We start from the raw sequence: 26,250 nt of genomic DNA, 5'->3' as shown, positions 1-26,250 counted from the left end.
ACCTATGCCTTTGCCATCGCCAATGCCTTCACGATCTGGAGCACGGCCGGCTCCATCAGATCGGTCAGCGGTTTCGGGTAGACGCCGAGCGCCAGCACGGCGACCGCGAACGCGCCGAGCACGATCCACTCGCGCGCGTCGAGGTCCTTCATCTTGGCGACCTTGTCGTTGCCGACCTCGCCGAAGATCACGCGCTTGACCAGCCACAACGTGTAGGCGGCGCCGATGATCAGGGTGAACGCGGCGAGCAGTGCGATCAGCGGGCTGTCCTGGAACGCCGCCAGGATCACCATGAACTCGCCGATGAAGCCGCTGGTGCCCGGCAGGCCGCAGTTGGCCATCGCGAACAGCACCATGAACGCGGCGAACCACGGCATCACGTTGGCGACGCCGCCGTAGTCCTTGATCATGCGCGTGTGCAGGCGGTCGTACATCACGCCGATGCACGAGAACATCGCGCCGGAAACGAAGCCGTGCGAGATCATCTGCACCATCGCGCCCTGGATCGCCAGGCGCGCGCCCATCGGATTCTGGTGCTGACGCACCAGCGCCAGCGCGATGAACAGGCCGAGGGTGACGAAGCCCATGTGCGCGATCGACGAATACGCGATCAGCTTCTTCATGTCCTCCTGCACCAGCGCGACGTAGCCGATGTAGATGATCGCGATCAGCGACATCGCGATGACGACCCAGGCGTACTCCTGGCTCGCGTCCGGCGTGATCGGCAGCGAGAAGCGCAGGAAACCGTAGCCACCGACCTTCAGCATGATCGCCGCCAGGATCACCGAGCCGCCGGTCGGCGCCTCCACGTGCGCATCCGGCAGCCAGGTATGCACCGGCCACATCGGCACCTTGATCGCGAAGGCGATCAGGAACGCGAAGAACAGCCAGGCCTGCTCCGTCGAACCGAGTCCGGCCCGCGAGAACGCGTCGAGCGAGAACTCGCCGGTCTTCATGTGCAGGTAGATCAGGCCGACCAGCATGAAGATCGAGCCGAGGAAGGTGTAGATGAAGAACTTCAACGTGGCGTAGACGCGCCGCGGACCGCCCCAGATGCCGATGATGATGAACATCGGGATCAGCATGCCTTCGAAGAACACGTAGAAGAGCAGCGCGTCGGTGGCCGCGAACACGCCGATCAGGAGGCCTTCGAGCGCGAGCATCGCGGCCATGTACTGCGACACGCGCTTCTCGATCGGGCCCCACGAGCCGAGGATCACCAGCACGCTGGTGAACGTGGTGAGCACGATCAGGGCGACCGAGATGCCGTCGACGCCGAGTGCGTAGTTGACCTTCAGCGCCGGAATCCACGCCATGCTCTCGACGAACTGCATCAGCGGACCGGACGGCTGGTAGCCGGTCCAGAGCGGTACGGACAGCGCGAAGGTCGCCAGCGCGATCAGCAGCGACAGCCAGCGCGCGACGCGGGCCTCGCGGCCGAACGCGAGCACGGCGATCGCACCGAGGATCGGCAGCCAGATCAGGAGACTCAACAGATGCGAAGCCATGTCCTATGCAATCCCCAATCGATCAAGGCGCGGCATGCGCAATCCAATAGACGCCACCGAGCAGCGCGATCAATCCGAGGATCATCGCGAACGCGTAGTGGTAGAGATATCCCGACTGCAGCCAGCGCACGGTCGCCGACACGCGGGCGACGACAGCGGCCGAGCCGTTGACGACGAGGCCGTCGATGACACCGGCGTCGCCGCCCTTCCACAGGCCGCGGCCGAGCGCGACGCCGCCGCGCGCGAACACCGCCTGGTACAGCTCGTCGACCCAGTACTTGTTCGCGAGCACGTTGTAGAGCGGCCGCAGCGCGTTCTTCGCCTTGTCGGCGATGCCGGGGTTCAGCAGCCAGATGTAGGTCGCGACGGCGAAACCGGCGAACGCGATCCAGAACGGCGCCTGCGTGAAGCCGTGCAGCACCATCGCTCCGGCGCCGTGGAATTCGTGGCCGAGCTCCTTCAGCACGTCGTTGTGCTCGGCGACGCGGATCGCCGCGCGGAACCAGCCGTCGAACAACATCGGTCCGATCGTGAACCAGCCGATCAGCACGGACGGAATCGCCAGCAGCACCAGCGGCAGCGTGATGACCCACGGCGACTCGTGCGGCGCGTGCGCGAGATGCCCCGGCTCGTGATGACCATGGTCGCCGTGATCGTCGTGGCCGTGGCCATGGTGCGCGTCGACGACGAAGCGCTCCTTGCCGTGGAAGGTCATGTAGAGCAGGCGGAAGCTGTACAGCGCGGTGACGAACACGCCGGCCATCACGCAGAAATAGGCGTAGCCCGCGCCCCAGCGATGCGACTCGCCGACCGCCTCGATGATCGCGTCCTTGGAGAAGAAGCCGGCGAAGCCCGGCGCGCCGGCCAGCGCCAGCGAACCCAGCCACATGGTGATCCAGGTGATCGGCATGTACTTGCGCAGGCCGCCCATGTAGCGCATGTCCTGCTCGTGGTGCATGGCGACGATGACCGAGCCGGCGCCGAGGAACAGCAGCGCCTTGAAGAACGCGTGCGTCATCAGGTGGTAGACGCCGCCGGCGTAGGCCGACACGCCGAGCGCGACGGTCATGTAGCCGAGCTGCGACAGCGTCGAATAGGCGACCACGCGCTTGATGTCGTTCTGCACGATGCCGATCAGGCCGGTGAACAGCGCCGTGGTCGCGCCGATCACCAAGACGAACGAGAGCGCCGTCTCGCTGAGCTCGAACAGCGGCGACATGCGCGCGACCATGAAGATGCCGGCGGTGACCATCGTCGCCGCGTGGATCAGCGCCGAGATCGGCGTCGGGCCTTCCATCGAGTCCGGCAGCCACACGTGCAGCGGCACCTGCGCCGACTTGCCCATCGCGCCGATGAACAGGCAGATGCAGACGATCGTCGCCACCGACCACGGATGGCCGGCGAAGATCTCGACCGTCTTGGTGAGGATCGGGCCGCCGAGCGTGGCCTGGAACACCTGCGCGTAGTCGAGCGAGCCGAACCAGTACAGCACGCCGGCGATGCCGAGCAGGAAGCCGAAGTCGCCGACGCGGTTGACCAGGAACGCCTTCATGTTGGCGAAGATCGCGCTCGGCCGCTTGAACCAGAAGCCGATCAGCAGGTACGAGACGAGGCCCACCGCTTCCCAGCCGAAGAACAGCTGCAGGAAGTTGTTGCTCATCACCAGCATCAGCATCGAGAACGTGAACAGCGCGATGTAGCTGAAGAAGCGCTGGAAGCCGTCGTCTTCGGCCATGTATCCGATCGTGTAGATGTGCACCATCAGCGAGACGAAGGTGACGACCACCATCATCATCGCGGTCAGGCGGTCGACCATGAAGCCGACGTTGGCGCTGATGCGGCCAACCTCGAACCAGGTGTAGAGGTTCTGGTTGAACACCGGCGCGCCGCCCCAGACCAGCTGGTACAGCACGTAGAACGACAGCGCGCAGGACAGCGCGACGCCGGCGATGGTGATCGCGGCGGCGCCGGCGCGCCCGACCTGGCGGCGGAACAGTCCGGCGACCACGGCGCCGAACAGCGGCGCGAGAACGATGGTCAGCAGCAGGGTCTTCGACAAAGGCATCGGCTCAACCCTTCAGCGAATCGATTTCGGTGACGTTGATCGTCGCGCGGTTGCGGAACAGCACGACCAGGATCGCGAGGCCGATCGCGGCCTCGGCCGCGGCGACGGTCAGGATGAAGAACACGAACACCTGTCCGGACGGATCGCCGAGGTAACGCGAGAACGCGACGAAGTTCGTGTTCACCGCCAGCAGCATCAGTTCGATCGCCATCAGCAGCACGATCACGTTCTTGCGGTTGATGAAGATGCCGGCGACCGCGATGCAGAACAGGATCGCGCCGAGCGTCAGGTAGTGCGACAACGGGATCATGGCGCGGAAGTCTCCTGGTTCGCGGCGGCCGGCTTCTCGGCCTGCATCTTGACGACGCGGATGCGGTCGCGCGCCTCGACGCGGACCTGGCGCGACGGGTTCTGCGCCTTGATGCCGGTGCGGTGGCGCAAGGTCAGCGGGATCGCGGCGATGATGCCGACGGTCAGGATCAGCGCGGCGACCTCGAACGGCAGCAGGAACTCGCTGAACAGCGCGCTCGCCAGCCAGACCGTGTTCGACATGCCGGCCGCGGCGGCCGGATCGACCGGCGCCTGCAGGTCCATCGAGCGCACGCCGATCAGCGCGAGCATCTCGGCCAGCATCACCACCGCGACCAGCAGGCCGAACGGCAGCGCGCGCACGAAGCCTTCGCGCAGCGGGTCGAGGTCGAGATCGAGCATCATCACGACGAACAGGAACAGCACCATCACCGCGCCGACGTAGACCAGCACCAGCGCGATGGCGAGGAACTCGGCGTCGGCCAGCAGCCAGAGGCAGGCGGTGGAGAAGAACGTCAGCACCAGGCTGAGCGCCGCGTGCACCGGGCTCTTCAGCGTGACCACGGCCAGCGCCGCGCCGACGGTGACGGCGGCGAAGGCGTAGAAACAGATCAGTTGGAAGCTCATTCGCTCACCACCGGACTTTCGGCGTCGGCGCGGTGCCCTGCCCCGACGTCATGGATGACGGCCTCGATTTCGAAACGTGCGCGGTTCATCGGTATGCCGCGTCCTGGGCGCGCGCCGCCGCGATGTCCTTCTCGAAACGGTCGCCGATCGCGAGCAGCTTCGGCTTGGTCACGATGTTCTCGCCGCGCTGCTCGAAGTGGTACTCGTGGATCGAGGTCTCGACGATCGAGTCGACCGGGCAGCTCTCCTCGCAGAAGCCGCAGTAGATGCACTTGAACAGGTCGATGTCGTAGCGCGTGGTGCGGCGCGTGCCGTCCTCGCGCGGAGCGGAGTCGATGGTGATCGCCAGCGCCGGACACACCGCTTCGCACAGCTTGCAGGCGATGCAGCGCTCCTCGCCGTTCGGATAACGGCGCAGCGCGTGCAGCCCGCGGAAACGGTTCGACTTCGGGATGTGCTCCATCGGGTAGCGCACCGTGTACTTCGGGCTCCACAGGTATTTGAACGTGAGCCAAAGACCGGCGCGCAATTCGCTCAGCATCAGGCTCTTGAAGTAGGAACTCACTCGATTCATGGCTCAGCCTCAGGCGCCCGTCGTGACCCAGCCGAAGTACTTCATGCAGCCGGCCACGAACACCCACACGATCGTGATCGGGATGAAGACCTTCCAGCCGAGCCGCATGATCTGGTCGTAGCGATAGCGCGGGAAGCTCGCACGGAACCAGACGAACGCCGTTGCGAAAAAGAACGCTTTGATCGCCAGCCAGACCCAGCTCGGCGCGCCGAGGAAACCCCACGACGCCGGGAACGGCGACAGCCAGCCGCCGAGGAACAGCACCGGCGCCAGGAACGAGATCAGGATCATGTTCGCGTATTCGGTCAGGAAGAACACCGCGAACGGCGCGCCCGAATACTCGACGTGGAAGCCGGCGACGATTTCCGACTCGCCCTCGGCGACGTCGAACGGCGCGCGGTTGGTCTCCGCCACGCCGGACACGAAATAGATCACCGCCATCGGCAGCAGCGGCACCAGGAACCAGTCGAGGATGCCCTTCGAGCCGGCCTGCGCGGCGACGATGTCGGACAGGTTCAGGCTGCCCGCGAGCACCAGCACGCTGACCAGCGAGAAGCCCATCGCGATCTCGTAGGAGATCGTCTGCGCGGCCGCACGCATCGCGCCGAGCATCGCGTAGCGCGAGTTCGAGGCCCAGCCGGCGAGGATGATGCCGTACACGCCCATCGAGGTCATCGCGAGCAGGAACAACAGGCCCGCATTGGCGTCCGACCAGGCCACGTGCGGACCGATCGGCACCACCGCCCAGGCCGCGAACGCCGGAATCAGCGCCCACAGCGGCGCCAGCAGGAACAATTTCTTGTTCGCGTTGGCCGGGTAGATGACTTCCTTCAGCAGCAGCTTGAACACGTCGGCGAAGGTCTGCGCGAGACCGAGCGGACCGATCTTGTTCGGTCCCATGCGCACGTGCATCCAGCCGATGACCTTGCGCTCCCACCACACGTACAGCGCGACCGCGATGATCAGCGGCAGCAGCGGGAACAGGAACAGCCCGAGCGCCATCGAGAGCGTCGGGAAGGTGGTGACGAACCAGTGATAGAGGTCGATGAGCCAGCTCATGTCGTCGTCACGCCTTCACCAGATCGAGAGTGGCGCCGTAGGGCGGCAGGCCGGCGCTGGCGACGTGCCCCGCCTCGATCCAGACCGCGCCGCGCGGCACGCGCGTCGAGATCTCGACCGGCAGCACCGCCGTGCCCGACACCTTCACGTTCGCGCCGGCACCGAAGCCGAGCGCCAGCGCGTCTTCCGGGTGCAGCACGGCCGCCGCGGCATGCGCCAGCGGATGCGCCTGCAACGCCGGCGAGCGGCGCAGCACGGCGTCGGCGCGGTACACCGCAGTGGTCGTGACGCGTTCCAGACGTCCGGCCGCCGGCTGCTTGCGCGGCGCCGGCGCACCGACCGCGGACGGATCGGCTTCGCTCATCTGCGCGCGCACTTCGTCGATCTCGGTGAAGCCGAAGCCGTCCAGAGACAGCGCCGAACCGAGCGCGCGCAGCACCTTCCAGCCCGGACGCGCATCGCCCGGCAGCCTGGTCGCCGCGGCGAGGACCTGGGTCGTGCCGTCGAGATTGGTGTAGCTGCCGTCGATCTCCGGCGGCAGGCCGATCGGCAGCACCGCATGGGCGGTGCGCCTGACGCCCTTGCAGGCGTAGGCGCCGACGTAGAGGCAGAAATCGGCGCTGCTGCGCGCCTGGTCGAACGCGGCCGGAGCGGCGGTGTCCTGCGACCCGGCGTGATAGACGATCAGGTGCTTGGGCCCGTTCGCCAGCATCGCGCCAGCATCGCGTCCACCGGATTGCGGCTGCGCGCCCGAGCGGGCAAGGCCGAGCGCGTTCGCGCCGCTCGGAATCTCGTCGTAGGCCGCTCCGGTCGCCTTGGCGACGAAACGCGCCGCCGCACGCAGCCAAGCGGCGTTCGGATGCTGCACGGCGCTCTCGCCGAGGATCACCACGGCAGCGCCGGCATCGGCCAGCTGCTTGACCCAGCCCGACGCGGTCGCACCGGCATCGAGCCCGGTGATCGCCTGCGCCAGCGCGGAGGATTCCGGCAGATGGCCCAGATCATTGGCCGCCTTCGCCAGCGCGAGCACGGCGTCGACCAGCGCCGCCGGCGTCGCGACGGTCTTGCCGGCCAGCTCGAAATTGAAGTCGAAGTCGATCGGGTTGATCGCGTAGACCTTCGCCCCGCCCTTCGCCGCCTTGCGGACGCGATGGTTCAGCAGCGGCACCTCGTGGCGCGGGTTGCAGCCGATCAGCAGGATCGTCTTCGCCTTCTCGATCTCGGCGACCGGCATCTCGAACGCGGGTGCGAACGGCGCGTCGGAGAAGTCCGAGGTGCGCAGGCGATGGTCGATGTTGTCGCTGCCGAGCCCGCGTACCAGCCGCGCCAGCAGATGTCCTTCCTCATTCGAGGTCAGCGGCGCGACCAACACGCCGACTTCGCCGCGCGCGGTGCGCAGGTGATCGGCGACGAAGGCCAGCGCCTCGGCCCAGCTCGTTTCGACCAGCTCGCCGTTCTTGCGGATCATCGGCTGGGTCGCGCGGTCTTCGGCGTGCAGCGCATCGTTCGAATAACGGTCGCGGTCCGACAGCCAGCACTCGTTGATCGCTTCGTTGTCGCGCGGCACCGCGCGCAGCGCTTCGCCGCGGCGCGTGTGCAGCCAGAGGTTCGAGCCGAGCGCGTCGTGATAGCCGATCGATTCGCGCGCGATCAACTCCCACGCACGCGCCTTGAACCTGAAAGGTTTGTTCGTCAGCGCACCCACCGGGCAGACGTCGATGACGTTGCCGGACAGCTCGCTCATCAGCGGTTTGCCGACGTAGGTGCCGATCTGCAGGCGCTCGCCGCGCTCCATGCCGCCGAGTTCGTAGGTGCCGGCGACGTCGGCCATCACGCGCACGCAGCGCGTGCACTGGATGCAGCGCGTCATCTCGGTCTCGACCAGCGGACCGAGGTCCTCGTCGGGAATCGTGCGCTTGCGTTCGACGAAGCGGCTGACCGAACGGCCGTAGCCGATCGACAGATCCTGCAGTTCGCACTCGCCGCCCTGGTCGCAGATCGGGCAGTCGAGCGGATGGTTGATCAGCAGGAACTCCATCACGTTGCGCTGCGCCGACAGCGCCTTGGCCGACTGCGTCTGGATCTTCATGCCGTCGGCGACCGGCGTCGCGCAGGCCGGCTGCGGCTTGGGCATCGGCTTACCGCCCATCTCGACCTCGACCATGCACATGCGGCAGTTCGCGGCGATCGGCAGCTTTTCGTGGTAGCAGAAACGCGGAATCGCGATGCCGGCCTTGTCGGCGGCCGCGATGATCATCGAGTTCTTCGGCACGACCAGCGAGCGGCCGTCGATCTCGACCGTGACGTGATCCGGCGGCACGGCCGGGGCTGCGGGCTGGGCGCTCATGCGGTTGCTCCCGTGAGCGGCCGAGCGGTGAGCGGTGAGCGGCGGAAAGCGGGAGCTTCCGCCCACTCGCCGCTGATCGCTGACCGCTGACAATTCACATCCAGCTTCATGCCGCAGCCCCCAACGGCGCGTCGACGATCGAGCGCCCGTTCTTGATGTAGTACTCGAACTCGTCCCAGTAGTGGCGCAGGAAACCCTGCACCGGCCACGCCGCGGCTTCGCCGAACGCGCAGATCGTATGGCCTTCGATCTGGCCGGCGGCGGCCTTCAGCGTGTCGAGGTCGCCGAGCTCGGCCTTGCCGTCGACGATGCGCGTCAGCATGCGGTACATCCAGCCGGTGCCTTCGCGGCACGGCGTGCACTGGCCGCAGCTTTCCTTGAAGTAGAACTGGCTGATGCGGCGGCAGGCGCGCACCATGCAGGTGGTCTCGTCCATGACGATGACCGCGCCCGAGCCGAGGCCGGAGCCGGCCTTCTGGATCGCGTCGTAGTCCATCGTCAGTTCCATCATCGTCGCCGCCGGCAGCACCGGCATCGACGAACCGCCGGGGATCACGGCCTTGAGCTGGTGGCCGTTGCGCACGCCGCCGGCCATCTCGAGCAGTTCCTTGAACGACGTGCCGAGGCGGATCTCGTAGTTGCCCGGCTTGTTGACGTGCCCGGACACCGAGAAGATCTTCGGGCCGCCGTTGTTCGGCTTGCCCTGGTTCAAGAACCACTCGGCGCCCTTGTTGAGGATCGTCGGCACCGAGGCGTAGGTCTCGGTGTTGTTGATCGTCGTCGGCCGGCCGTACAGGCCGAAGTTGGCCGGGAACGGCGGCTTGAAGCGCGGCTGGCCCTTCTTGCCTTCGAGCGATTCCATCAGCGCGGTCTCTTCACCGCAGATGTAGGCGCCGGCGCCGAGCGCATTGTGAATCTCGACGTCGATGCCGCTGCCCTGGATGTTCTTGCCGAGCAGGCCGGCCTCGTAGGCTTCCTTCAGCGCGAGCTCGATGTGCTCGAACGGCTCGTGGTGGAACTCGCCGCGCAGGTAGTTGTAGGCGACGGTCGAACCGGTCGCATAGCAGGCGATCGCCAGGCCCTCGAGCACCGCGTGCGGATTGAAGCGCAGGATGTCGCGGTCCTTGCACGTGCCGGGCTCGGACTCGTCCGAGTTGCACAGGATGTACTTCTGCCCCGGCGCCGTGCGCGGCATGAACGACCACTTCAGACCGGTCGGGAAGCCCGCGCCGCCGCGGCCGCGCAGGCCGCTCTTCTTGACCTCGTCGACGATCGTCGCCGGGTCGGGCTTCTCGGCGAGGATTTTCTTCCACGCCTTCCAGCCGTCGACCTTCAGATAGTTTTCCAGTATCCACGGCCGCTCGTAGTGCAGCGTCGTGTAGACGACCTGGTGTTCCTGTGGTGCTGGACCGTAGCTCATCGTTGCCTTGCCTCAGGATCCGATCGCCCGCGCGCGCGCGCATACGAGCGACTGCAGATTCTTCTGCCAACCCGTGGTCGCGGGGGCGAAGGCGTAGGCCTCGTCCGCGCGACCCTGATACTTGATTTTCTGCTTGCCGTCGGTGATGTCCGCCGACAGCACCGAACCGTTGGCCGTGCGCAGCGGCGTCTCGCCGGCGCAGTGGTAGTACTCGCTGGCCAGCTCGCTGTCGTAGCCCAGCGCCTCGCGACCGTGGTCGGAAAGCACCGCGCGCCGCGTGGCGAGAAAGAACGGACCGCTCAGCGCGTGACCCTCGACGTCCGTCGCCTTGGCGACATCGGCCTTGCGCACCGAATCGAGATCGACTTCGAGCCGTGCGTCGGTGTCCCAGAACTTGCCGTCACTGTCCTCGAACGTCTTCCACGTCTCCGCCTGCGCGGACGCGGGCAGCGCCACGGCGAGAACGAGAAGCGCGCCGACCACTCGATGCATGCCTCACTCCAGCCCGTCGAGAATCCGATCCACCTCGGCGGCGGTCAGCTTCTCGTGGTAGTGGCCGTTGACCACCATCATCGGCGCGCCGCAGCACGCGGCCAGGCATTCCTCTTCCTTCTTGAGGTAGATGCGGCCGTCGGGCGTGCTCTCGCCGAGCTTGATGCCGTATTTCTTCTCGCAGTGGCGCACGATGTCCTCGGCGCCGTTGAGCCAGCAGGAGATGTTCGTGCAGATCGCGACGTTGTTGCGCGCGACCGGCGTGGTCTCGAACATCGAATAGAACGTGGCGACCTCGTAGCCCCAGACCTGCGGCAGGCCGAGGTACTTCGTCACCGCGGTGATCAGTTCGTCGGTCAGGTGGCCGCCATTCTGCTCCTGCGCCGCCCACAGGCCCTGGATCAGCGCCGAGCGCTTGCGGTCGGGCGGAAACTTCGCGACCCAGTGATCGATGTGTTCGCGCGTGTGCGCGTTCAGCGCGACCAGCGGATCGACGTCCTTGACCTGCTCGTAGGTACCGGTCGCTTTCATCGATCAACCTCGCCAAAAACGACGTCGTAGGTGCCGATCATCGCGACGACGTCGGCCAGCATGTGCCCGCGCACGATGGAGTCCATCGATGACAGATGCACGAAACTCGGCGCGCGGCACTTGAGGCGGAACGGCTTGTTGGCGCCGTCGGAGACCAGATAGATGCCGAACTCGCCCTTCGGCGCCTCGACCGCGGCGTAGGTCTCGCCGGCCGGCACCGTGTAGCCTTCGGTGAACAGTTTGAAGTGATGGATCAGCGCTTCCATGTCGTCCTTCATCTCGACACGCGAAGGCGGCGCGACCTTGTAGTTGCGCACCATCACCGGCCCCGGATTCTTCCTCAACCAGTCCGCGCACTGCTTGATGATGCGGTTGGACTGGCGCATCTCCTCGATGCGCACCAGGTAACGGTCGTAGCAGTCGCCCTTGACGCCGACCGGGATGTCGAAATCGACCTCGGCGTACTTCGCGTACGGCTGCTTCTTGCGCAGATCCCACTCGACGCCCGAACCGCGCAGCATCGGCCCGGACATGCCCCAGGCCAACGCCTGCTCCGGCGGCACCACGCCGATGTCGACGGTGCGCTGCTTCCAGATGCGGTTGTCGGTCAGCAGGGTCTCGTATTCGTCGACGCGGCGCGGGAAATCGGCCGTGAACGCGTCGAGGAAGTCGAGCATCGAACCGCCGCGCCATTCGTTCAGGCGCTCGAGGTCCTTGCCCTTGTGCCACTTCGACTCGCCGTACTTCGGCATCTGCTCGGGCAGGTCGCGATAGACGCCGCCCGGGCGGTAGTAGGTCGCGTGCATGCGCGCGCCGGAGACCGCCTCGTAGCAGTCCATCAGCTCTTCGCGCTCGCGGAACGCGTACAGGAACACCGCCATCGCACCGAGGTCGAGCGCGTTCGAGCCGAGCCACATCAGGTGGTTCAGGATGCGCGTGATCTCGTCGAACATCGTGCGGATCCACTGCGCGCGTTCCGGCGCCTCGACCCCGAGCAGGTTCTCGATCGCGCGCACGTAGGCGTGCTCGTTGCACATCATCGAGACGTAGTCGAGGCGGTCCATGTAGCCGATCGACTGATTGAACGGCTTGGACTCGGCCAGCTTCTCGGTCGCCCGATGCAGGAGGCCGATGTGCGGATCGGCGCGCATGATCGTCTCGCCGTCCATCTCCAGCACCAGGCGCAGCACGCCGTGCGCAGCGGGATGCTGCGGGCCGAAGTTCATCGTGTAGTTCTTGATTTCCTGCATGGCGGCTATTTCCCTGCCTTGCGTTCGGCGCTCGCCTGCTCGTAGCGCGAATCGTCGCGGATCGTGCGCGGCACCAGCACGCGCGGCTCCACCGACGTGACCGGCTCGTACACGACTCGCTGCTTCTCGGGGTCGTAGCGCACCTCGACGTTGCCGATCAGCGGGAAGTCCTTGCGGAACGGATGGCCGACGAAACCGTAGTCGGTCAGGATGCGGCGCAGGTCCGGATGGCCTTCGAACGCGATGCCGTAGAGGTCGAACGCCTCGCGCTCGAACCAGTCCGCGCTCGGCCAGATGCCGACCAGCGACGGCAGACTCGGCAGCTCGTCGTCCGCGCAGCGCGCGCGCAGCCGCAGGCGACGGTTGTACTTGAGCGAGAGCAGATGCGCGACGACGGCGAAACGCCGAGACGGCGACGGCACGGGTTCGATGCCCTTGGCGCTGCCGTTCTCCGAGGTGATCGCCTCGCCCCACTTGAAGCGACCGACCATGCGGCCTTCGACGCCGCGGCTGAAGCCGGTGGAGGTCACGTCGCGCGTGTCCCATTCGTCGTCGCCGTAGGACAGGTAGTCGACGCCGCACAGGTCCATCAACTGCTCGAAATGCAGCTCGGCGTCGTCGCGCAGCAGCGCCGACGCGGCGAGCCAGTTCTCCGGCAGCACCTCGATCGTCGTCTCGCCGCGCGACTCGCTCAGCGACACGAGCTTCTGGCCGAGCCTGGCCTCGAGCTTCTGCGCAAACGCGGAGCGGCCGTTGCTTGCCGTTGTTTCGCTCATCTCGGTGCTCTTCTCAACGCGCAATCGTGTTCGTGCGGCGGATCTTCTTCTGCAGCTGCAGGATGCCGTGGATCAGCGCCTCGGCCGTCGGCGGACAGCCCGGCACGTAGATGTCGACCGGCACGATGCGATCGCAGCCGCGCACGACCGCGTAGGAGTAGTGGTAGTAGCCGCCGCCGTTGGCGCAGCTGCCCATCGAGATGACCCATTTCGGATCGGGCATCTGGTCGTAGACCTTGCGCAGCGCCGGCGCCATCTTGTTGACCAGGGTGCCGGCGACGATCATCACGTCGGACTGGCGCGGACTCGGGCGGAAGATCACGCCGTAGCGGTCGAGGTCCAGGCGCGCCGCGCCGGCGTGCATCATCTCGACCGCGCAGCAGGCGAGACCGAAGGTCATCGGCCACATCGAGCCGGTACGCGCCCAGTTGATCAGGGCGTCCATGCTGGCGGTGGCGAAACCGCGCTGGATCAGCGGATTGTCGTCGCCCGGGCGCAGGATGTCGTCGACGACGTTGACCGGCGCCGGGTTGTGCATCGACTCGCCGATGCGCTCTATCACTCCCATTCGAGAGCTCCCTTCTTCCAGACGTAGACGAAGCCGAGCACCAGCAGCGCGAGGAACATGCCCATCTCGATCAGTCCGAGCAGGCCGAGCTTGCCGAACACGGTCGCCCACGGGAAAACGAAGGCGATTTCGAGATCGAAGATGATGAACAGGATCGCGATCAGGTAGTAGCGCACGTCGAAACGCATGCGCGCGTCCTCGAATGCCTCGAAGCCGCATTCGTAGGGCGTGTATTTCTGCGCTTGCGGCCGCTTCGGGCCGAGCAGATTGCCGATCACGATCAGCGCGATGCCGACGATCGCGGTGACGACGAAGAACAACAGCACCGGGAAATACTCGGTGAGCACACACACCTCCGCGCCTGGCAGCGCATCAGCGATCGCTCCGGCCGGGCCGGGCGACGACGGTAAAGAAAGATCGGACGAACCGCGCTGCGGAGAAACTTCTCCGAAGCGCGACCGACCGATTTATGGTGCCCAAGAGAGGACTCGAACCTCCACGACTTGCGTCGCTACCACCTCAAGGTAGTGCGTCTACCAATTCCGCCACCTGGGCACGGCTTACTTTCCGTCCTTCCCCCCATCCTTCGGCACGTCTTTCGCCGGCGTGTCGGCGGGCGGCTTGTCGCCGTTCGCCGCGGGTTTGTCGGCGGCCTCGGCGGACGTCGGCTGCGGCTTCTCGGGAGAGGCCGCGGGCGCTGCTGCCGGCTGCGGAACTTCGCCGTTCGACGAAGGTGCCGCCGGAGCCGGTTTCGCCGGAGCGGCGACGCCGGACATCAGGCCCAGATCGTCCGACGCGCGGACCTGGGGGCCCCCGCGACCGACATAAATGCCCATGCCGAGGCTGAGCAGGAAGAACAAACCCGCGAGGACCGCCGTGCTGCGCGACAGGAAATTCGCCGAGCCGCGCGCACCGAAGACGGTTGCCGAAGCGCCGCCGCCGAAGCCCGACCCCGCCGCGGCGCCAGCACCGCGCTGCAAGAGGATCAGGACGATCATGGCGATCGCGATCAGCACATAGAGGATGTTTGCAACGATGGACAGCATGTTCCGAAACTCGTTTACGTTCGCGCGGCCTGGCAGATGGCGATGAAATCCGCCGCCACCAGCGAGGCCCCGCCGATCAATCCGCCATCCACGTCGGGTTGGCCGAACAGTTCGGCCGCATTGGCGGGTTTGACGCTGCCGCCGTACAAAAGCCGCAGCGAGTTTGCGATTGTAGCATCGAGCCGAACGAATTTGTCACGGATGAACGCGTGAACCGCTTGCGCCTGTTCCGGCGAGGCGGTCAGGCCAGTGCCGATCGCCCAGACCGGCTCGTAGGCGACCACGGCCTGGGCGAACGCGGCGATGCCGGCGCGCGCGACGACCGCATCGAGTTGGCGCGCGATGACCGCCTCGGTCGCGCCGCTTTCGCGCTCGGCACGCGTCTCGCCGACGCAGAGGATCGGCTGCAGGCCCGCCGCCTGCGCGGCGAGGAATTTCTCCGCGACCTGCTCGTCCGATTCGGCATGGTATTGGCGCCGTTCGGAATGACCGACCAGCACGCAACGGCAGCCGATGTCCTTCAGCATGGCGCCGGACACTTCGCCCGTGTAGGCGCCCTGCGCGTGGGCGCTCAGGTCCTGCGCACCGAACGCGATGCCGCTGCCGCCGTGCAGCGCGATCAGACCGTCCAGATATGGAAACGGCGGCAGCACGGCGACGTCGACGCCCTCCGGCAACGCCGCGGCGGTCGCGCCGACCAGCTCGGCCGCGCTCGCGCGCGACCCGTGCATCTTCCAGTTTCCGGCGACCAGCGGACGACGCATGACGATCCTGAACCAGCGAAAGGCGCGCAAGGATAGCCACCGGCGCCCGGAGCGACAACCGCGAACGCTGACGCCGTGCCGGCCTTGCGACTACGCTGCGCGCCGGATCACCCATGGAGAACTCAACGATGGCGGCGACTCATGCCCTGGTCACCGGCGCGTCCGCCGGCATCGGCGCGGCCTTCGCGCGCGAACTGGCCGCGCGCGGCCAGCCCCTGCTGCTGACCGCTCGCCGCGCGGACCGGCTCGACGCGCTGGCCGCCGAACTGCGGGCCCGCCACGGCGTCGACGTGCAATGCCTGCCCCACGACCTCGCCCAGCCGGACGCGCCGCGGCTTCTGTGCGAGGAGATCGAACGTCGCGGCCTCGCCGTCGACACGCTGGTCAACAATGCCGGCTACGGCGTCACCGGCAGCTTCGTCTCGCGCGACTGGCCGACGCATGCGGATTTCATCCAGGTCATGATGACGGCGCCGACCGAGCTCTGCCATCGCCTGCTGCCCGGCATGCGCGAGCGCGGCAGCGGCCGCATCGTCAACGTCGCCTCGCTCGCCGGCCTGATTCCGGCGCCGGCCGGCCATACGCTGTACGCGGCGTCGAAGGCGTATCTGGTCAAGTTCTCGCAGGCGCTGGCGCTGGAGAACCGCGCGCACGGAATCCGCGTCTGCGCGCTCTGCCCCGGTTTCACCTACTCCGAGTTCCACGACGTCAACGGCGCGCGCGAACTGCTCACGGACATGCCGAAATGGCTGTGGATGGAGGCCGAACCGGTCGTGCGCCAGGCGCTGGCGGCGCTCGATCGCGGCGAGATCGTTCACGTCACCGGTGGCGTCAACCGCACCATCAAACGCCTGTTCAAGCTCCTGCCGGACCGCCTCGCGCTGCGTCTGATCGACCGGCGCGGCAAGGATTTCCGCGTCGGCGACGACACGCCGCCGCGGCAGTCGTCGTCGTAAGAAATACAACCAGGGACGCCAGCGACCGATTCCGTGAGGCGGCGCCGGCACCGCCGGAGAGCCGACCCCGAATCGTCCCCATCGGCGGCGATCGCAACGGCGCCGTTGCCACCTTTGGTGTCCATGGGCGGCGAGGAGCTATGCTGCACCGATCGTGGCCGCCGCCTGCTAGCGACATGGGCTCATCCCGCAGCACGTCCGAATCGACACCGGCACCGGGAACGCGCTTGCGCGACTACGCCACGACGGAATTGACGCAGGCGATCGCCTGCCTGGGCTGGCGCGGTTCGCGCCTGCACGCCGGGGTGCACCAGGCGCGCAAGTCGCTGCGCCGCGCGCGCGCGACGCTGGCGCTGGGCGCGGCCACGCTCGGACCGGGAGCCGTGCTGATCGACCGCGAGCTGCGCCGCCTGAACCGGCGGCTGTCGAAGCTGCGCGACACGCAAGCCCTGGTCGGCACGCTCGACCATCTGTTGCGCAAGAACGCCGACACCGAGGCGGCCGCGATCCTGCGCCGCAGCCGCCGTGTCGCCGCACACGCCAGGGCCGAGCGGGCACGCACGACGATGACGACGGACCCGCACCTGCGCGACCGGCGCGCCCTGCTCGCCGTGCTGCAGGCCGCGCTGTCCGCCCTGCCCTGGCAAACGGTCGCCGAAACCGAGGCCCACGACGCCTTGCGCGTCAGCGCGACGCGAGCCGACGAAGCCGCCGCGCGCGCGCAACGCAGTGGCCGCGACGAGGACTGGCACCGCTGGCGCCGCCGTGCGCGGCGGTTGTCGCAACAACTGCGCGCGCTCGGCGATTCGATCGCGGCGCCGCCGGAAATCGGGGAAGGCGCCAAGCGCCTGGCGATCCTGCTCGGCGAGGCGCAGGACTACGCCCTGCTGCGCGAGCATTGCGGCAAGCGCTCCGTCTTCGCGCCGGCCGATCGCGCCATGCTGCGTGAGCTGAGCGAGCGCGGCACCGCGCACCTGCAGGAACGCATCCGCGCGGAGCTGCCTGCCGCCCGTCACACGCAATCGGACTTCCGAACCGTCGCTCTCAGGAACCGAGCAGGGCGACCAGTGCCGTCATCGCCGCCGCCAGAACCAGTCCGGCGAAGATCAGAACGATCATCGTCGGAGTGACTTCCCGCCGCCGCGCGCTGGTCGGATCGGCATGCATCGGACCGGAAAGCGAAAACAGGGCCGACGCGATGCGTCGCGGCAGGCTGCCATCGCCGCCGTCACGGCGCAGGCGATAGACGACGATCGCGCACAGCGCGAACAGCGCCCAGAGCAGCCACCCGTACTCGCCCATCCATCCGCTCACGACGGCCGTCAGATGAGCTTGATCTCGCGCAACCGTTCCTGCAGATACTCGTGCGCCGTGATCGGCTGCGGATAGCGGTTCGGATGCTCGGCGTCGACGCAGGACGGCAGCACGTCGATGAGGAAATCCGGGTTCGGGTGCAGGAAGAACGGCACCGAATAGCGCGGCTCGCGCGCGGCCTCGCCGGGCGGGTTGACCACGCGATGGGTGGTCGACGGATAGACGTGGTTGGTCAACCGCTGCAGCATGTCGCCGATGTTGACGACGATGGTGTCGGCGTCGGCGGTGAACGGCACCCATTCGCCCGCGTGCGAACGCACCTCGAGCCCCTGCGCGCTGGCGCCGACCAGCAGGGTGATCAGGTTGATGTCCTCGTGCGCGCCGGCGCGCACGTTGGGAATCTCCGGCGCGGTGATCGGCGGATAGTGGATCGGGCGCAGGATCGAGTTGCCGAAATTCGTCTTGTCGTCGAAGTAGCGTTCCGGCAGGTCGATGTGCAGCGCCAGCGCGCGCAGCACGCGCGAGCCGAGCGCGTCGAGCGCGTCGAACAGACCGTAGCCGTAGTCGCGGAACTCAGGCACCTCGGCCGGCCACAGGTTCGGCGCCATCACCTCGGCGTACTTCGAATCGCGCGGGATCTCGCGTCCGACGTGCCAGAATTCCTTCAGGTCCGGGTATTTCGAATCCTTCGCCGTCTCGATGCCGAACGGCGTGTAGCCGCGCGCGCCGCCGCCGCCGTGGACGTGGTACTTCCGCTTGGTCTCGTCCGGCAACGCGAAGAAGCGCTTGAACGCGTCGTAGGCGCCGTCGATCAGCTCCTGCGCGATGCCGTGGCCGCGGATGCCGGCGAAGCCCCATTCGCGATAGGCCGCGCCGAGCTCAGCGACGAAGGCGTCGCGGCCGGACGGGTCGGCGTAGCGGCGAATGTCGAGCGTGGGAATGCGTGCGGTCATGGCGTCAGGTCGGGCTTTCCGAGGCGGCCGATCTTACGGTGTCGGCCAGTTCGTCGGCGAGACGGGTGACCAGGTCCGCGTCGCCGGCCTCCACCGTGACGCGCACCAGCGGTTCGGTGCCGGACGGCCGCAGCACGACGCGGCCCTGCCCTTCCAGTTCGCTGCGCACGCGCTCGAACACGCGCTGCACGCCGGCGTGCTCCAGCAACGCCGCGGCGCGGCCGGCGACGCGGACGTTCACCGTCGTCTGCGCCACCTTGCGCATGCCGGCGACCGCCTGGTCGAGCGTCCTGCGCGTGCGCGCCAGCACGTCGAGCACCTGCAGCGCGCTGACGATGGCGTCGCCGCTGCTGGCGCGATCGAGCGTGAGGATGTGGCCCGAGGTCTCGCCGCCGAGCACGCCGCCGTGCTGCTTGAGCTGCTGCAGCACGTAGCGGTCGCCGACGTTCGCGCGCAGGAACGGCACGCCGAGTTCGCGCATCGCGCGTTCGAGACCGTAGTTGCTCATCAGCGTGCCGACCAGCGGTCCGCGCAGGCGGCCGCTCGCGTGCCAGTCGGTCGCCAGCACGTACAGCAGCTGGTCGCCGTCGATCAGAGCGCCGTGGCGGTCGATCATCTGCACGCGGTCGCCGTCGCCGTCGAAGGCGATGCCGAGGTCGGCGCGGGCGGCGAGCACCGCCTGCGCGAGCGTCTGCGGATGGGTCGAGCCGCAGTCGCGGTTGATGTTGAGGCCGTCCGGCTGCACGCCGATCGCGGCGACCTTGGCGCCGAGCTCGGCGAACACGGTCGGCGCGATCTGGTAGGTGGCGCCGTGCGCGCAGTCGAGCACGACCGAGAGGCCGTGCAGATCCAGCGAGTCGGGCACGGTGGACTTGCAGAATTCGGCGTAGCGCGAGGCGGCGTCGCGCACGCGCACGACCTTGCCGATCGCCTCGGAGGCGACCGTCGTGAACGGCGCGTCGAGCTCGGCCTCGATCTCTTCTTCGAGCGCGTCGTCGAGCTTCTCGCCCTGCGCCGAGAAGAACTTGATGCCGTTGTCGTGATGCGGATTGTGCGAGGCGCTGATGACGATGCCGGCGCTCGCGCGCAAGGATCGAGTCAGGTACGCCACCGCCGGCGTCGGCATCGGCCCGAGCAGGCTGACCCCGGCGCCGCCGGCGACCAGGCCGGCCTCCAGCGCGGACTCGAACATGTAGCCCGAGACACGCGTGTCCTTGCCGATCACCACGTTGACCGCACCGCCGCGCCGCGCCAGCACCGCGCCGACGGCGCGGCCCAGTTTGAGCATGAATTCGGCGGTGATCGGCCACTCGCCGACCCGGCCGCGGATGCCGTCGGTGCCGAAGTAGCGTTTCACGAAAGCGGGGATTGGGGATTGGGGATTGGGGATTGGTCAGGAATGTCGAATAGGCGGTGCACCACGAAATTGCGCTGCGCCGCTCCGCCCAATCCCGGATCCCGAATCCCGAATCCCGGCTTCATCAATCGCCCATCTGCTTCTGACGATGCTCCCAGCGCTCCTGCGCGTCGAGGGAGAGCGTCGCGATCGGGCGCGCTTCGAGGCGGTCGAGGCCGATCTCCTCGTCGGTCTCTTCGCAGAAACCGTAGCGGCCTTCCTCGATGCGCTTGAGCGCCTTGTCGATCTTGGCGATCAGCTTGCGGTAGCGGTCGCGCGTGCGCAGTTCGAGCGAGTTCTCGGTCTCGCGCGTCGCGCGCTCGGCCTCGTCGCCGACGTCGCGGACTTCGTCGCGCAGGCTTTCGATGGTCTGCCGGCTCTCCTCGACGAGTTCCTCGCGCCACTTGGACAGCTTGCTGCGGAAATACTGCAGCTGGCGCGGGCTCATGTACTCCTCTTTCGCGTTCGGCTTGTAACCGGCGGGGAGGTCGATCTGCACGGTGGTCGGCAGGGCGTAGCGTCCGTCCTGCATGGTCACGCCGTTGTCCGACGGCGGCGGCGGCGGCGTCGCGCGCGCCTTGGCGCCCTTCGCTGCGGTGTTCGGTTCTGGCTTGCTGGTAGTCACGAATCTCTCGGGTGCTGCTTCACGGGTGGACGGTTTCGATGTCGGCGGCGGTGCGGCGACCGCCTTCGGCTTGACCGGTGCCGGCGCCGGTGCCGGTTTCGCCGGCTTGGCGACCTTGACCGGCTTGGCCGGCGCTTTCTTGGCCGCCGCAGTCTTCTTCACGACGGCGGGCTTCTTGACGACGGCTTTGGCGGCGGGCTTCGTCGCAGTCTTGCGGGACGGCGCGGGCTTGAGCGGCTTCTTCGCCGGAGCGGCTTTCGCGGCCGGCTTCTTCGCGCTCGCCTTCGACGCCGGCTTGCGCGCAGCGCTGGCGGCGGCTGGCGTCGCCTTCTTGGCCTTCGCCGGCGCCTTCGCGGTTTTCGCGCGAGCGGCCGGTTTTGCTTTGCTCTTCGCCATCCTGAAGTCCATCTTGTGACTCGGCGGTCGCGTGTTATAGCCTAGTTCCCTACCCCCGGCAACCGCCGAAAACCCCTTGTCGCGACGCGCAGTTGAGCGCCCTCGCCGCGGCGGTACGATGTCACGGCCGATCATTGTCCTGATCCGATGTTACAAGCGCTGGCTGAGTCCGCTGCTCGGCACGCGCTGCCGTTTCCATCCCAGCTGCTCGGACTACACCCGCGTCGCGGTCGCGCGCTTCGGCGCGCTGCGCGGCGGCTGGCTCGGCCTGCACCGCATCGCGCACTGCCAACCGCTGTGCGCGGGCGGCCACGATCCGGTGCCGCTCGAGTTCAGCCTGTGGCCCTCGCACGTCCATCCGCCGAAGGAAGATCTTCCGCATGACTGACTGTCTGATCGTCAACGCCGAACTGGTCAACGAAGGCCGCCGTTTCCACGCCGACGTGCGCGTGCGCAACGGCCGCATCGACAACATCGGCGGCGACCTCACCTCGCTCGGCAACGAACGCGTCGTCGACGCCGGCGGCCGCTGGCTGCTGCCCGGGATGATCGACGACCAGGTGCACTTCCGCGAACCGGGGCTGACGCACAAGGCCGACATCGAAAGCGAATCGCGCGCCTGCGCGGCCGGCGGCATCACCAGCTTCATGGAAATGCCCAACACCAAGCCGCCGGCGACGAACCGCGAGGCGCTCGAGGCCAAGTACGCGCGCGCCGCCGAGGTCTCGCGCGTGAACTACGCGTTCTATCTCGGCGCCACCAACGACAACCTCGCCGAGATCCGCGCGCTCGACCCGCGCAGCGCGCCCGGCATCAAGGTGTTCATGGGTGCCTCGACCGGCAACATGCTGGTCGACGACCCGGCCGTGCTCGACGCGATCTTCCGCGACGCGCCGACGCCGATCATCACCCACTGCGAAGACACGCCGATCATCGCCGCCAACGAGGAAGCGGCGAAAGCGCGCTGGGGCGAGGACATCCCGCCGGAACAGCATCCGCTGATCCGTTCGCGCGAGGCGTGCATGAAATCGACCCAGCTGGCGATCGGGCTTGCGAAGAAGCACGGCACGCGCCTGCACGTGTTGCACATCTCCACCGCCGAGGAATGCGCGCTGTTCGCGCCCGGCCCGCTGGCCGGCAAACGCATCACCGCCGAGACCTGCGTGCATTTCCTGCATTTCAGCGACGCCGACTACGCCCGGCTCGGCCACCGCATCAAGTGCAATCCGGCGATCAAGACCGCGGCCGATCGCGAGGCGATCACGCGCGCGCTGGCCGAGGGCCGCATCGACGTGCTCGCCACCGACCATGCGCCGCACCTGGCCAGCGAGAAGGCCGAGCCGTACGTGCGCGCGCCATCCGGTCTGCCGCTGGTGCAGTATGCGCTGCAATGCGCGCTCGAGCGCGTATTCGACGGCGCGCTGACGCTCGAGCGCGCCGTCGAGGCCGTAACCCACGCGCCGGCGACGCTGTTCGACGTGCGCGAACGCGGCTACCTGCGCGAGGGCTATCACGCCGACCTGGTGCTGGTCGATCCGCGCAAGCCGCATACCGTCACGGCCGACGAGGTGCTGTCGAAATGCGGCTGGTCGCCCTTCGAAGGCACCACCTTCCGTTCCAGCATCGCGGCGACCTTCGTCAACGGGCAGCTCGTCTGGAACGGCAGCCAGGTGAGCGACTCGGTGCGCGGACAGCGGCTGGAGTTCGCACGATGACGGCGGCCGGAACAGCGGCGCCCGCACATTCCCTTTCCTCTCCGCATTTCCGACCGCTCCGGCGGACACCGGAGCCCGCCGTTCCCGGTAGACGATCGAGCCTTCGCGCGAGGGCTCTCGTCGGAATGCTGGCTTGCCTGGCCGGGGCGTTCCCGGCCATTGCCGCCGAAGCCGGCGCGTTCCCGGCGCAGGTTTCGCAAGGCGCCCTGGTCATCGCCAAGGTCGAGCCCGGCAGCAAGGTCGAATATGCCGGTCGCACCTTGCGCGTGGCGCCGGACGGCGCGGTCGCATTCGGCGTCGGCCGCGACGAGAAGGGCCCCGTCACGGTCGACGTGCGTACGCGCGACGGCCGGCACCGGCGCGTCGCGATCGAGGTCACGCCGCGCGACTGGCCGCTCGAACGCGTGGACGGCGTGCCGCCGAAGACGGTCGAGCCGCCGCCGGCGATCGCCGAACGCATCAAGCGCGAGCAGGCGCGCGTGGTCGCCGCGCGCGCGCGCGACGACGCGCGCGCGGACTTCGAACAGCGCTTCATCTGGCCGCTCACCGGCCGCATCAGCGGACGCTTCGGCAACCAGCGCGTCTACGTCGTCGACGGCAAGGACGTGCCGAAATCGCCGCATTCGGGCATGGACATCGCGGCACCCGAAGGCACGCCGGTGAAGGCGCCGGCGGCGGGGCTGGTCACGTTCGCCGACGGCGGCCTGTACCTGACCGGCGGCACCCTGCTGATCGACCACGGCCACGGCGTCAGTTCCAATTTCCTGCACCTCTCGCGCATCGACGTGAAGGTCGGCGACCGCATCGAACAGGGTCAGGTCGTCGGCGCCGTCGGCAAGACCGGCCGCGCGACCGGGCCGCATCTGCACTGGGGCATGAACTGGTTCGACGTGCGCCTCGATCCCCTGCTGCTGCTCGAACCCGCCCGCCCGGAATAGGCAAGGAAGCGATGCTCATGACCGGCGCGTGACGCGTCGGTTGCACTTCGGCGTCGACTTCAGCAGATTAGCCGCGCCGCCGCGGACCGGGGACGGTCCGCGGCGGCGGTCCGTGCGTGGATCGCTCGCAACCTTCCCACGCAAGCGGTTGATTCGTCGGAGGCAAGTCCGGAAACGCGCGGATCTTGCCGATGTGAAGAAGTACAGAAACGCACTTTCGCAACCTCCTGGCAGGAGAACCGCCGGCACCGGCCGCGCGCCGAACGCCGATCGTTTCCGGAAGATTCCTTCCGGATGCCTCTTTCAGAATGTCTCTTTCAGCATCGGGGATCACGCCTTGAACGCCCACTCGTCCGTTCGCGCCGCACGCTCGTCGCATCCGACTTCCCGCCTCGCCGCCGCGCTCGCGCTGGCCCTGCTCGCGCCCGCCGCGCTCGCGCAGGAAGCCCCCGCCGAATCCCAGGCGCCGGCGAAGAACGAACTCGGCACCATCACGGTGACCGCCGAGAAGCGCACCGAGAACCTGCAGGAAGTGCCGATCTCCATCAGCGTGGTGACGCCGGAGAAGCTCGAGGCGTTCGGCCAGTCCGGCGACGGCGTGCTGCAGCTCGCCTCGCGCCTGCCGAGCGTCTTCGCGGAAACGTCCTACGGGCGCGAATTCCCGCGCTTCTACATCCGCGGCCTGGGCAACGGCGACTTCGACCTGAACGCCTCGCAGCCGGTGTCGATGGTGTACGACGACATCGTGCAGGAGAACCCGATCCTGAAAGGCTTCCCGCTGTTCGACCTCGACCAGGTCGAAGTCTTGCGCGGGCCGCAGGGCACCCTGTTCGGACGCAACTCGCCGGCCGGCGTGATCAAGTTCGACTCGGCGCGGCCGACCCAGGAGACCAGCGGCTACGGGCGCGTCTCCTACGGCAGCCTCGGCACCGCCAACCTCGAAGGCGCGATCGGCGGATCGCTCGGCGGCGCCTGGTCCGGACGCCTCTCCTTCCTCGCCCAGCATCGCGACGACTGGATCGACAACACCTTCAAGGGCAAGAAGGACGACCTCGGCGGCTACGACGACCGCGCCCTGCGCCTGCAGCTCCGCTACCAGCCGAGCGACGAATTCGACGCGCTGCTCAACGTGCACGCGCGCCTGCTCGACGGCAGCGCGATGGTCAATCGCGCCAACGCGATCGAGTACGGCGAGGACTCCTTCGTGCCCGGCTTCGACCGCGACAAGGTCGCGCAGGACGGCAACAACAAGCAGCACCTGTTCACCTGGGGCAGCAACCTGCGCATGGTCTGGCGCTTCGGCGATCTCAATTTCACCTCGATCACCGGCCTGGAGCGCGCGACGACCTACAGCCTCGGCGACGTCGACGGCGGCTACGGCGCGGTGTTCCATCCGCCGATGGGCCCGGGCGTGATCCCGTTTCCGTCGGAGACGGCCGATGCGCTGCCGAAGGATCGCCAGCTCACGCAGGAGTTCCGCCTGTCCAACGACCAGAGCGAACAGCTGAAGTGGCAGACGGGTCTGTACTACTTCGACGAAGACATCCAGATCAACAACTTCAGCTACAACACCTTCGCCGACCACGCGCTCGACACCTGGGCGCAGCAGCGCCAGAAGAACAAGGCCTGGGCGGCGTTCGGCTCGATCGACTACGCCTTCACCGATCGCTTCGACGTGCGCGCCGGCGCGCGCTGGTCGCACGACGAGCGCGACTTCTCCGCCGATCGCCTGTTCGGTTTCAGCGGCCCGATCGGACCGCTGAAGTCCAGCCCGAGCGACTCGCGCTGGAGCGGCGACCTGACCGCTTCGTACAAGGTCAACGACGACGTCAACGTCTACGCGCGCGTCGCCAACGGCTTCCGCGCGCCGAGCGTGCAGGGCCGCATCACCTTCGGCAACGACATCTGGACGGTCAAGCCGGAGACGATCACCTCCTACGAGGTGGGCGTCAAAATGTTCACGCTGGACAAGCGCCTGCGCTTCAACGCCGACGTCTATTCCTACACGATGCGCAACCAGCAGCTGACCGCGGTCGGCGGCGCGACCAACATCGTGCGCCTGCTCAACGCGAAGAAGACCGAAGGCTACGGCGCCGAATTCGACCTCGAAGCCTTCGTCACGCCGAACTTCATCCTGACCGCCGGCGGCAGCTACAACCACACCGAGCTCAAGGACAAGGGCCTCGGCGTCGCGCCCTGCGGCGGCGGCACGCTCTGCCACGTGCTCGACCCGGTCGACGCGAACGGCCTGGCCCTGGTCGACGGCAACTCGCTGCCGAACTCGCCGGAGTGGATCGGCACGATCACCGCGCGCTACGGCATTCCGCTCGGCGACGGCGGCGAGTTCTTCGTCTACACCGACTGGAACTACCGCAGCGAGGTCAACTTCTTCCTGTACGAGTCGAAGGAATTCCGCAGCAAGCCGTTCCTCGACGGCGGTCTGCGCGTCGGCTACAACTGGGATCTGGGCAAGCGCGAGGTCGCGCTGTACGCGCGCAACCTGACCAACAAGAAGGTCATCACCGGCGGCATCGACTTCAACAACCGCACGGCGTTCGTCAACGATCCGCGCATCATCGGCGTGGAATTCCGCGCGGACCTGTAGTTCTCGGCGGCAATTC

The 26,250-nt window shown here is 67.5% G+C and carries 27 protein-coding genes and 1 tRNA gene; 7 read left to right on the top strand and 21 right to left on the bottom strand.

Annotated features, from left to right (window positions below; translation table 11 throughout):
* Positions 1-2: 2 nt before the first annotated feature.
* From J7520_RS06165 to tpiA, 17 genes are all read right to left on the bottom strand, one after another.
* Positions 3-1,508 carry an NADH-quinone oxidoreductase subunit M gene (locus J7520_RS06165; RefSeq protein WP_291185419.1) on the bottom strand — a complete coding sequence of 502 codons (1,506 nt, stop codon included), beginning with the start codon at positions 1,506-1,508 and terminating at the stop codon, positions 3-5.
* A 22-nt stretch (positions 1,509-1,530) separates the two neighbouring features.
* Positions 1,531-3,573, bottom strand: coding sequence for an NADH-quinone oxidoreductase subunit L (gene nuoL, locus J7520_RS06160; RefSeq protein WP_291185417.1), 2,043 nt, complete (start codon positions 3,571-3,573; stop codon positions 1,531-1,533).
* Between the two features lie 4 nt (positions 3,574-3,577).
* Positions 3,578-3,883: an NADH-quinone oxidoreductase subunit NuoK gene (gene nuoK / locus J7520_RS06155; RefSeq protein ID WP_291185416.1), complete on the bottom strand. Its 306-nt coding sequence runs from the start codon at positions 3,881-3,883 to the stop codon at positions 3,578-3,580.
* On the bottom strand, positions 3,880-4,509 hold the full coding sequence (locus J7520_RS06150) for an NADH-quinone oxidoreductase subunit J (protein ID WP_291185414.1): 630 nt from the start codon (positions 4,507-4,509) through the stop codon (positions 3,880-3,882). Before J7520_RS06150 ends, nuoK begins: the two co-directional genes overlap by 4 nt.
* A gap of 85 nt (positions 4,510-4,594) precedes the next feature.
* Positions 4,595-5,083 carry an NADH-quinone oxidoreductase subunit NuoI gene (gene nuoI, locus J7520_RS06145; RefSeq protein WP_291185411.1) on the bottom strand — a complete coding sequence of 163 codons (489 nt, stop codon included), beginning with the start codon at positions 5,081-5,083 and terminating at the stop codon, positions 4,595-4,597.
* A gap of 9 nt (positions 5,084-5,092) precedes the next feature.
* Positions 5,093-6,142, bottom strand: a complete 1,050-nt coding sequence (gene nuoH / locus J7520_RS06140) for an NADH-quinone oxidoreductase subunit NuoH (RefSeq protein ID WP_291185408.1) — start codon at positions 6,140-6,142, stop codon at positions 5,093-5,095.
* Between the two features lie 7 nt (positions 6,143-6,149).
* Positions 6,150-8,489, bottom strand: coding sequence for an NADH-quinone oxidoreductase subunit NuoG (nuoG, locus tag J7520_RS06135; protein ID WP_291185405.1), 2,340 nt, complete (start codon positions 8,487-8,489; stop codon positions 6,150-6,152).
* Between the two features lie 106 nt (positions 8,490-8,595).
* A complete protein-coding gene (gene nuoF / locus J7520_RS06130) occupies positions 8,596-9,909 on the bottom strand; it encodes an NADH-quinone oxidoreductase subunit NuoF (protein ID WP_291185403.1) in 1,314 nt (437 codons plus the stop codon).
* Between the two features lie 12 nt (positions 9,910-9,921).
* Positions 9,922-10,401 carry a hypothetical protein gene (locus J7520_RS06125; RefSeq protein WP_291185401.1) on the bottom strand — a complete coding sequence of 160 codons (480 nt, stop codon included), beginning with the start codon at positions 10,399-10,401 and terminating at the stop codon, positions 9,922-9,924.
* A gap of 3 nt (positions 10,402-10,404) precedes the next feature.
* Positions 10,405-10,932: an NADH-quinone oxidoreductase subunit NuoE gene (nuoE, locus tag J7520_RS06120; protein WP_291185398.1), complete on the bottom strand. Its 528-nt coding sequence runs from the start codon at positions 10,930-10,932 to the stop codon at positions 10,405-10,407.
* Entirely contained in the window at positions 10,929-12,182 is a 1,254-nt protein-coding gene (locus J7520_RS06115; RefSeq protein ID WP_291185396.1) for an NADH-quinone oxidoreductase subunit D, read from the bottom strand. Before J7520_RS06115 ends, nuoE begins: the two co-directional genes overlap by 4 nt.
* A gap of 5 nt (positions 12,183-12,187) precedes the next feature.
* Positions 12,188-12,958 carry an NADH-quinone oxidoreductase subunit C gene (locus J7520_RS06110; RefSeq protein WP_291185393.1) on the bottom strand — a complete coding sequence of 257 codons (771 nt, stop codon included), beginning with the start codon at positions 12,956-12,958 and terminating at the stop codon, positions 12,188-12,190.
* A gap of 13 nt (positions 12,959-12,971) precedes the next feature.
* Positions 12,972-13,526 (bottom strand): NADH-quinone oxidoreductase subunit B, encoded by a 555-nt coding sequence (locus J7520_RS06105; RefSeq protein WP_291185390.1) that lies wholly within the window; start codon positions 13,524-13,526, stop codon positions 12,972-12,974.
* Positions 13,517-13,873: an NADH-quinone oxidoreductase subunit A gene (locus tag J7520_RS06100; RefSeq protein ID WP_291185388.1), complete on the bottom strand. Its 357-nt coding sequence runs from the start codon at positions 13,871-13,873 to the stop codon at positions 13,517-13,519. Before J7520_RS06100 ends, J7520_RS06105 begins: the two co-directional genes overlap by 10 nt.
* Before the next feature lie 123 nt (positions 13,874-13,996).
* Positions 13,997-14,081: transfer RNA gene (locus tag J7520_RS06095), tRNA-Leu, on the bottom strand.
* Positions 14,082-14,086: 5 nt separating this feature from the next.
* Positions 14,087-14,569: a preprotein translocase subunit SecG gene (secG, locus tag J7520_RS06090; protein WP_291186521.1), complete on the bottom strand. Its 483-nt coding sequence runs from the start codon at positions 14,567-14,569 to the stop codon at positions 14,087-14,089.
* A 17-nt stretch (positions 14,570-14,586) separates the two neighbouring features.
* Positions 14,587-15,336 carry a triose-phosphate isomerase gene (gene tpiA / locus J7520_RS06085; protein ID WP_291185386.1) on the bottom strand — a complete coding sequence of 250 codons (750 nt, stop codon included), beginning with the start codon at positions 15,334-15,336 and terminating at the stop codon, positions 14,587-14,589.
* A gap of 113 nt (positions 15,337-15,449) precedes the next feature.
* On the opposite strand from tpiA, the gene J7520_RS06080 reads away from it, so the two are divergent.
* Together J7520_RS06080 and J7520_RS06075 are read left to right on the top strand one after the other, a co-directional pair.
* Entirely contained in the window at positions 15,450-16,292 is an 843-nt protein-coding gene (locus J7520_RS06080; protein ID WP_291185384.1) for an SDR family oxidoreductase, read from the top strand.
* A gap of 227 nt (positions 16,293-16,519) precedes the next feature.
* On the top strand, positions 16,520-17,422 hold the full coding sequence (locus J7520_RS06075) for a CHAD domain-containing protein (RefSeq protein ID WP_291185381.1): 903 nt from the start codon (positions 16,520-16,522) through the stop codon (positions 17,420-17,422).
* On the opposite strand, the gene J7520_RS06070 is transcribed toward J7520_RS06075, so the two are convergent.
* The 4 genes from J7520_RS06070 to dksA all read right to left on the bottom strand — a co-directional run bounded on the left by J7520_RS06070 (position 17,337) and on the right by dksA (position 20,580).
* A complete protein-coding gene (locus J7520_RS06070) occupies positions 17,337-17,606 on the bottom strand; it encodes a hypothetical protein (RefSeq protein ID WP_291185378.1) in 270 nt (89 codons plus the stop codon). The two genes, J7520_RS06075 and J7520_RS06070, sit on opposite strands and share 86 nt — an antisense overlap.
* An 8-nt stretch (positions 17,607-17,614) precedes the next feature.
* The gene (locus tag J7520_RS06065; RefSeq protein ID WP_291185375.1) at positions 17,615-18,559 is read right to left on the bottom strand and encodes a 2-oxoglutarate and iron-dependent oxygenase domain-containing protein; all 945 of its coding nucleotides are present in this window, start codon (positions 18,557-18,559) and stop codon (positions 17,615-17,617) included.
* A 4-nt stretch (positions 18,560-18,563) separates the two neighbouring features.
* On the bottom strand, positions 18,564-19,916 hold the full coding sequence (gene glmM, locus J7520_RS06060) for a phosphoglucosamine mutase (protein WP_291185372.1): 1,353 nt from the start codon (positions 19,914-19,916) through the stop codon (positions 18,564-18,566).
* Positions 19,917-20,040: 124 nt separating this feature from the next.
* Complete coding sequence (dksA, locus tag J7520_RS06055) at positions 20,041-20,580, bottom strand: RNA polymerase-binding protein DksA (protein ID WP_291185369.1); 540 nt, start codon at positions 20,578-20,580, stop codon at positions 20,041-20,043.
* Here dksA and J7520_RS06050 point away from each other — a divergent pair.
* The 5 genes from J7520_RS06050 to J7520_RS06030 all read left to right on the top strand — a co-directional run bounded on the left by J7520_RS06050 (position 20,567) and on the right by J7520_RS06030 (position 26,234).
* Complete coding sequence (locus J7520_RS06050; RefSeq protein ID WP_291185367.1) at positions 20,567-20,995, top strand: hypothetical protein; 429 nt, start codon at positions 20,567-20,569, stop codon at positions 20,993-20,995. The genes dksA and J7520_RS06050 overlap by 14 nt on opposite strands.
* Positions 20,996-21,094: 99 nt before the next feature.
* Positions 21,095-21,364 carry a membrane protein insertion efficiency factor YidD gene (gene yidD, locus J7520_RS06045; protein ID WP_291185364.1) on the top strand — a complete coding sequence of 90 codons (270 nt, stop codon included), beginning with the start codon at positions 21,095-21,097 and terminating at the stop codon, positions 21,362-21,364.
* A complete protein-coding gene (locus tag J7520_RS06040; RefSeq protein WP_291185362.1) occupies positions 21,357-22,691 on the top strand; it encodes a dihydroorotase in 1,335 nt (444 codons plus the stop codon). The genes yidD and J7520_RS06040 overlap by 8 nt, the downstream gene beginning before the upstream one ends.
* A gap of 125 nt (positions 22,692-22,816) precedes the next feature.
* On the top strand, positions 22,817-23,629 hold the full coding sequence (locus J7520_RS06035; protein ID WP_291185360.1) for a M23 family metallopeptidase: 813 nt from the start codon (positions 22,817-22,819) through the stop codon (positions 23,627-23,629).
* 337 nt (positions 23,630-23,966) lie between these two features.
* A complete protein-coding gene (locus J7520_RS06030; protein WP_291185357.1) occupies positions 23,967-26,234 on the top strand; it encodes a TonB-dependent receptor in 2,268 nt (755 codons plus the stop codon).
* The last annotated feature ends 16 nt before the right edge of the window (positions 26,235-26,250 follow it).

It is taken from the genome of Dokdonella sp., from assembly GCF_017744955.1.
GTDB lineage: Bacteria > Pseudomonadota > Gammaproteobacteria > Xanthomonadales > Rhodanobacteraceae > Dokdonella_A.
Note: the sequence above shows the minus strand (reverse complement) of the source record. Positions and strands in the feature narration are given on the sequence as shown.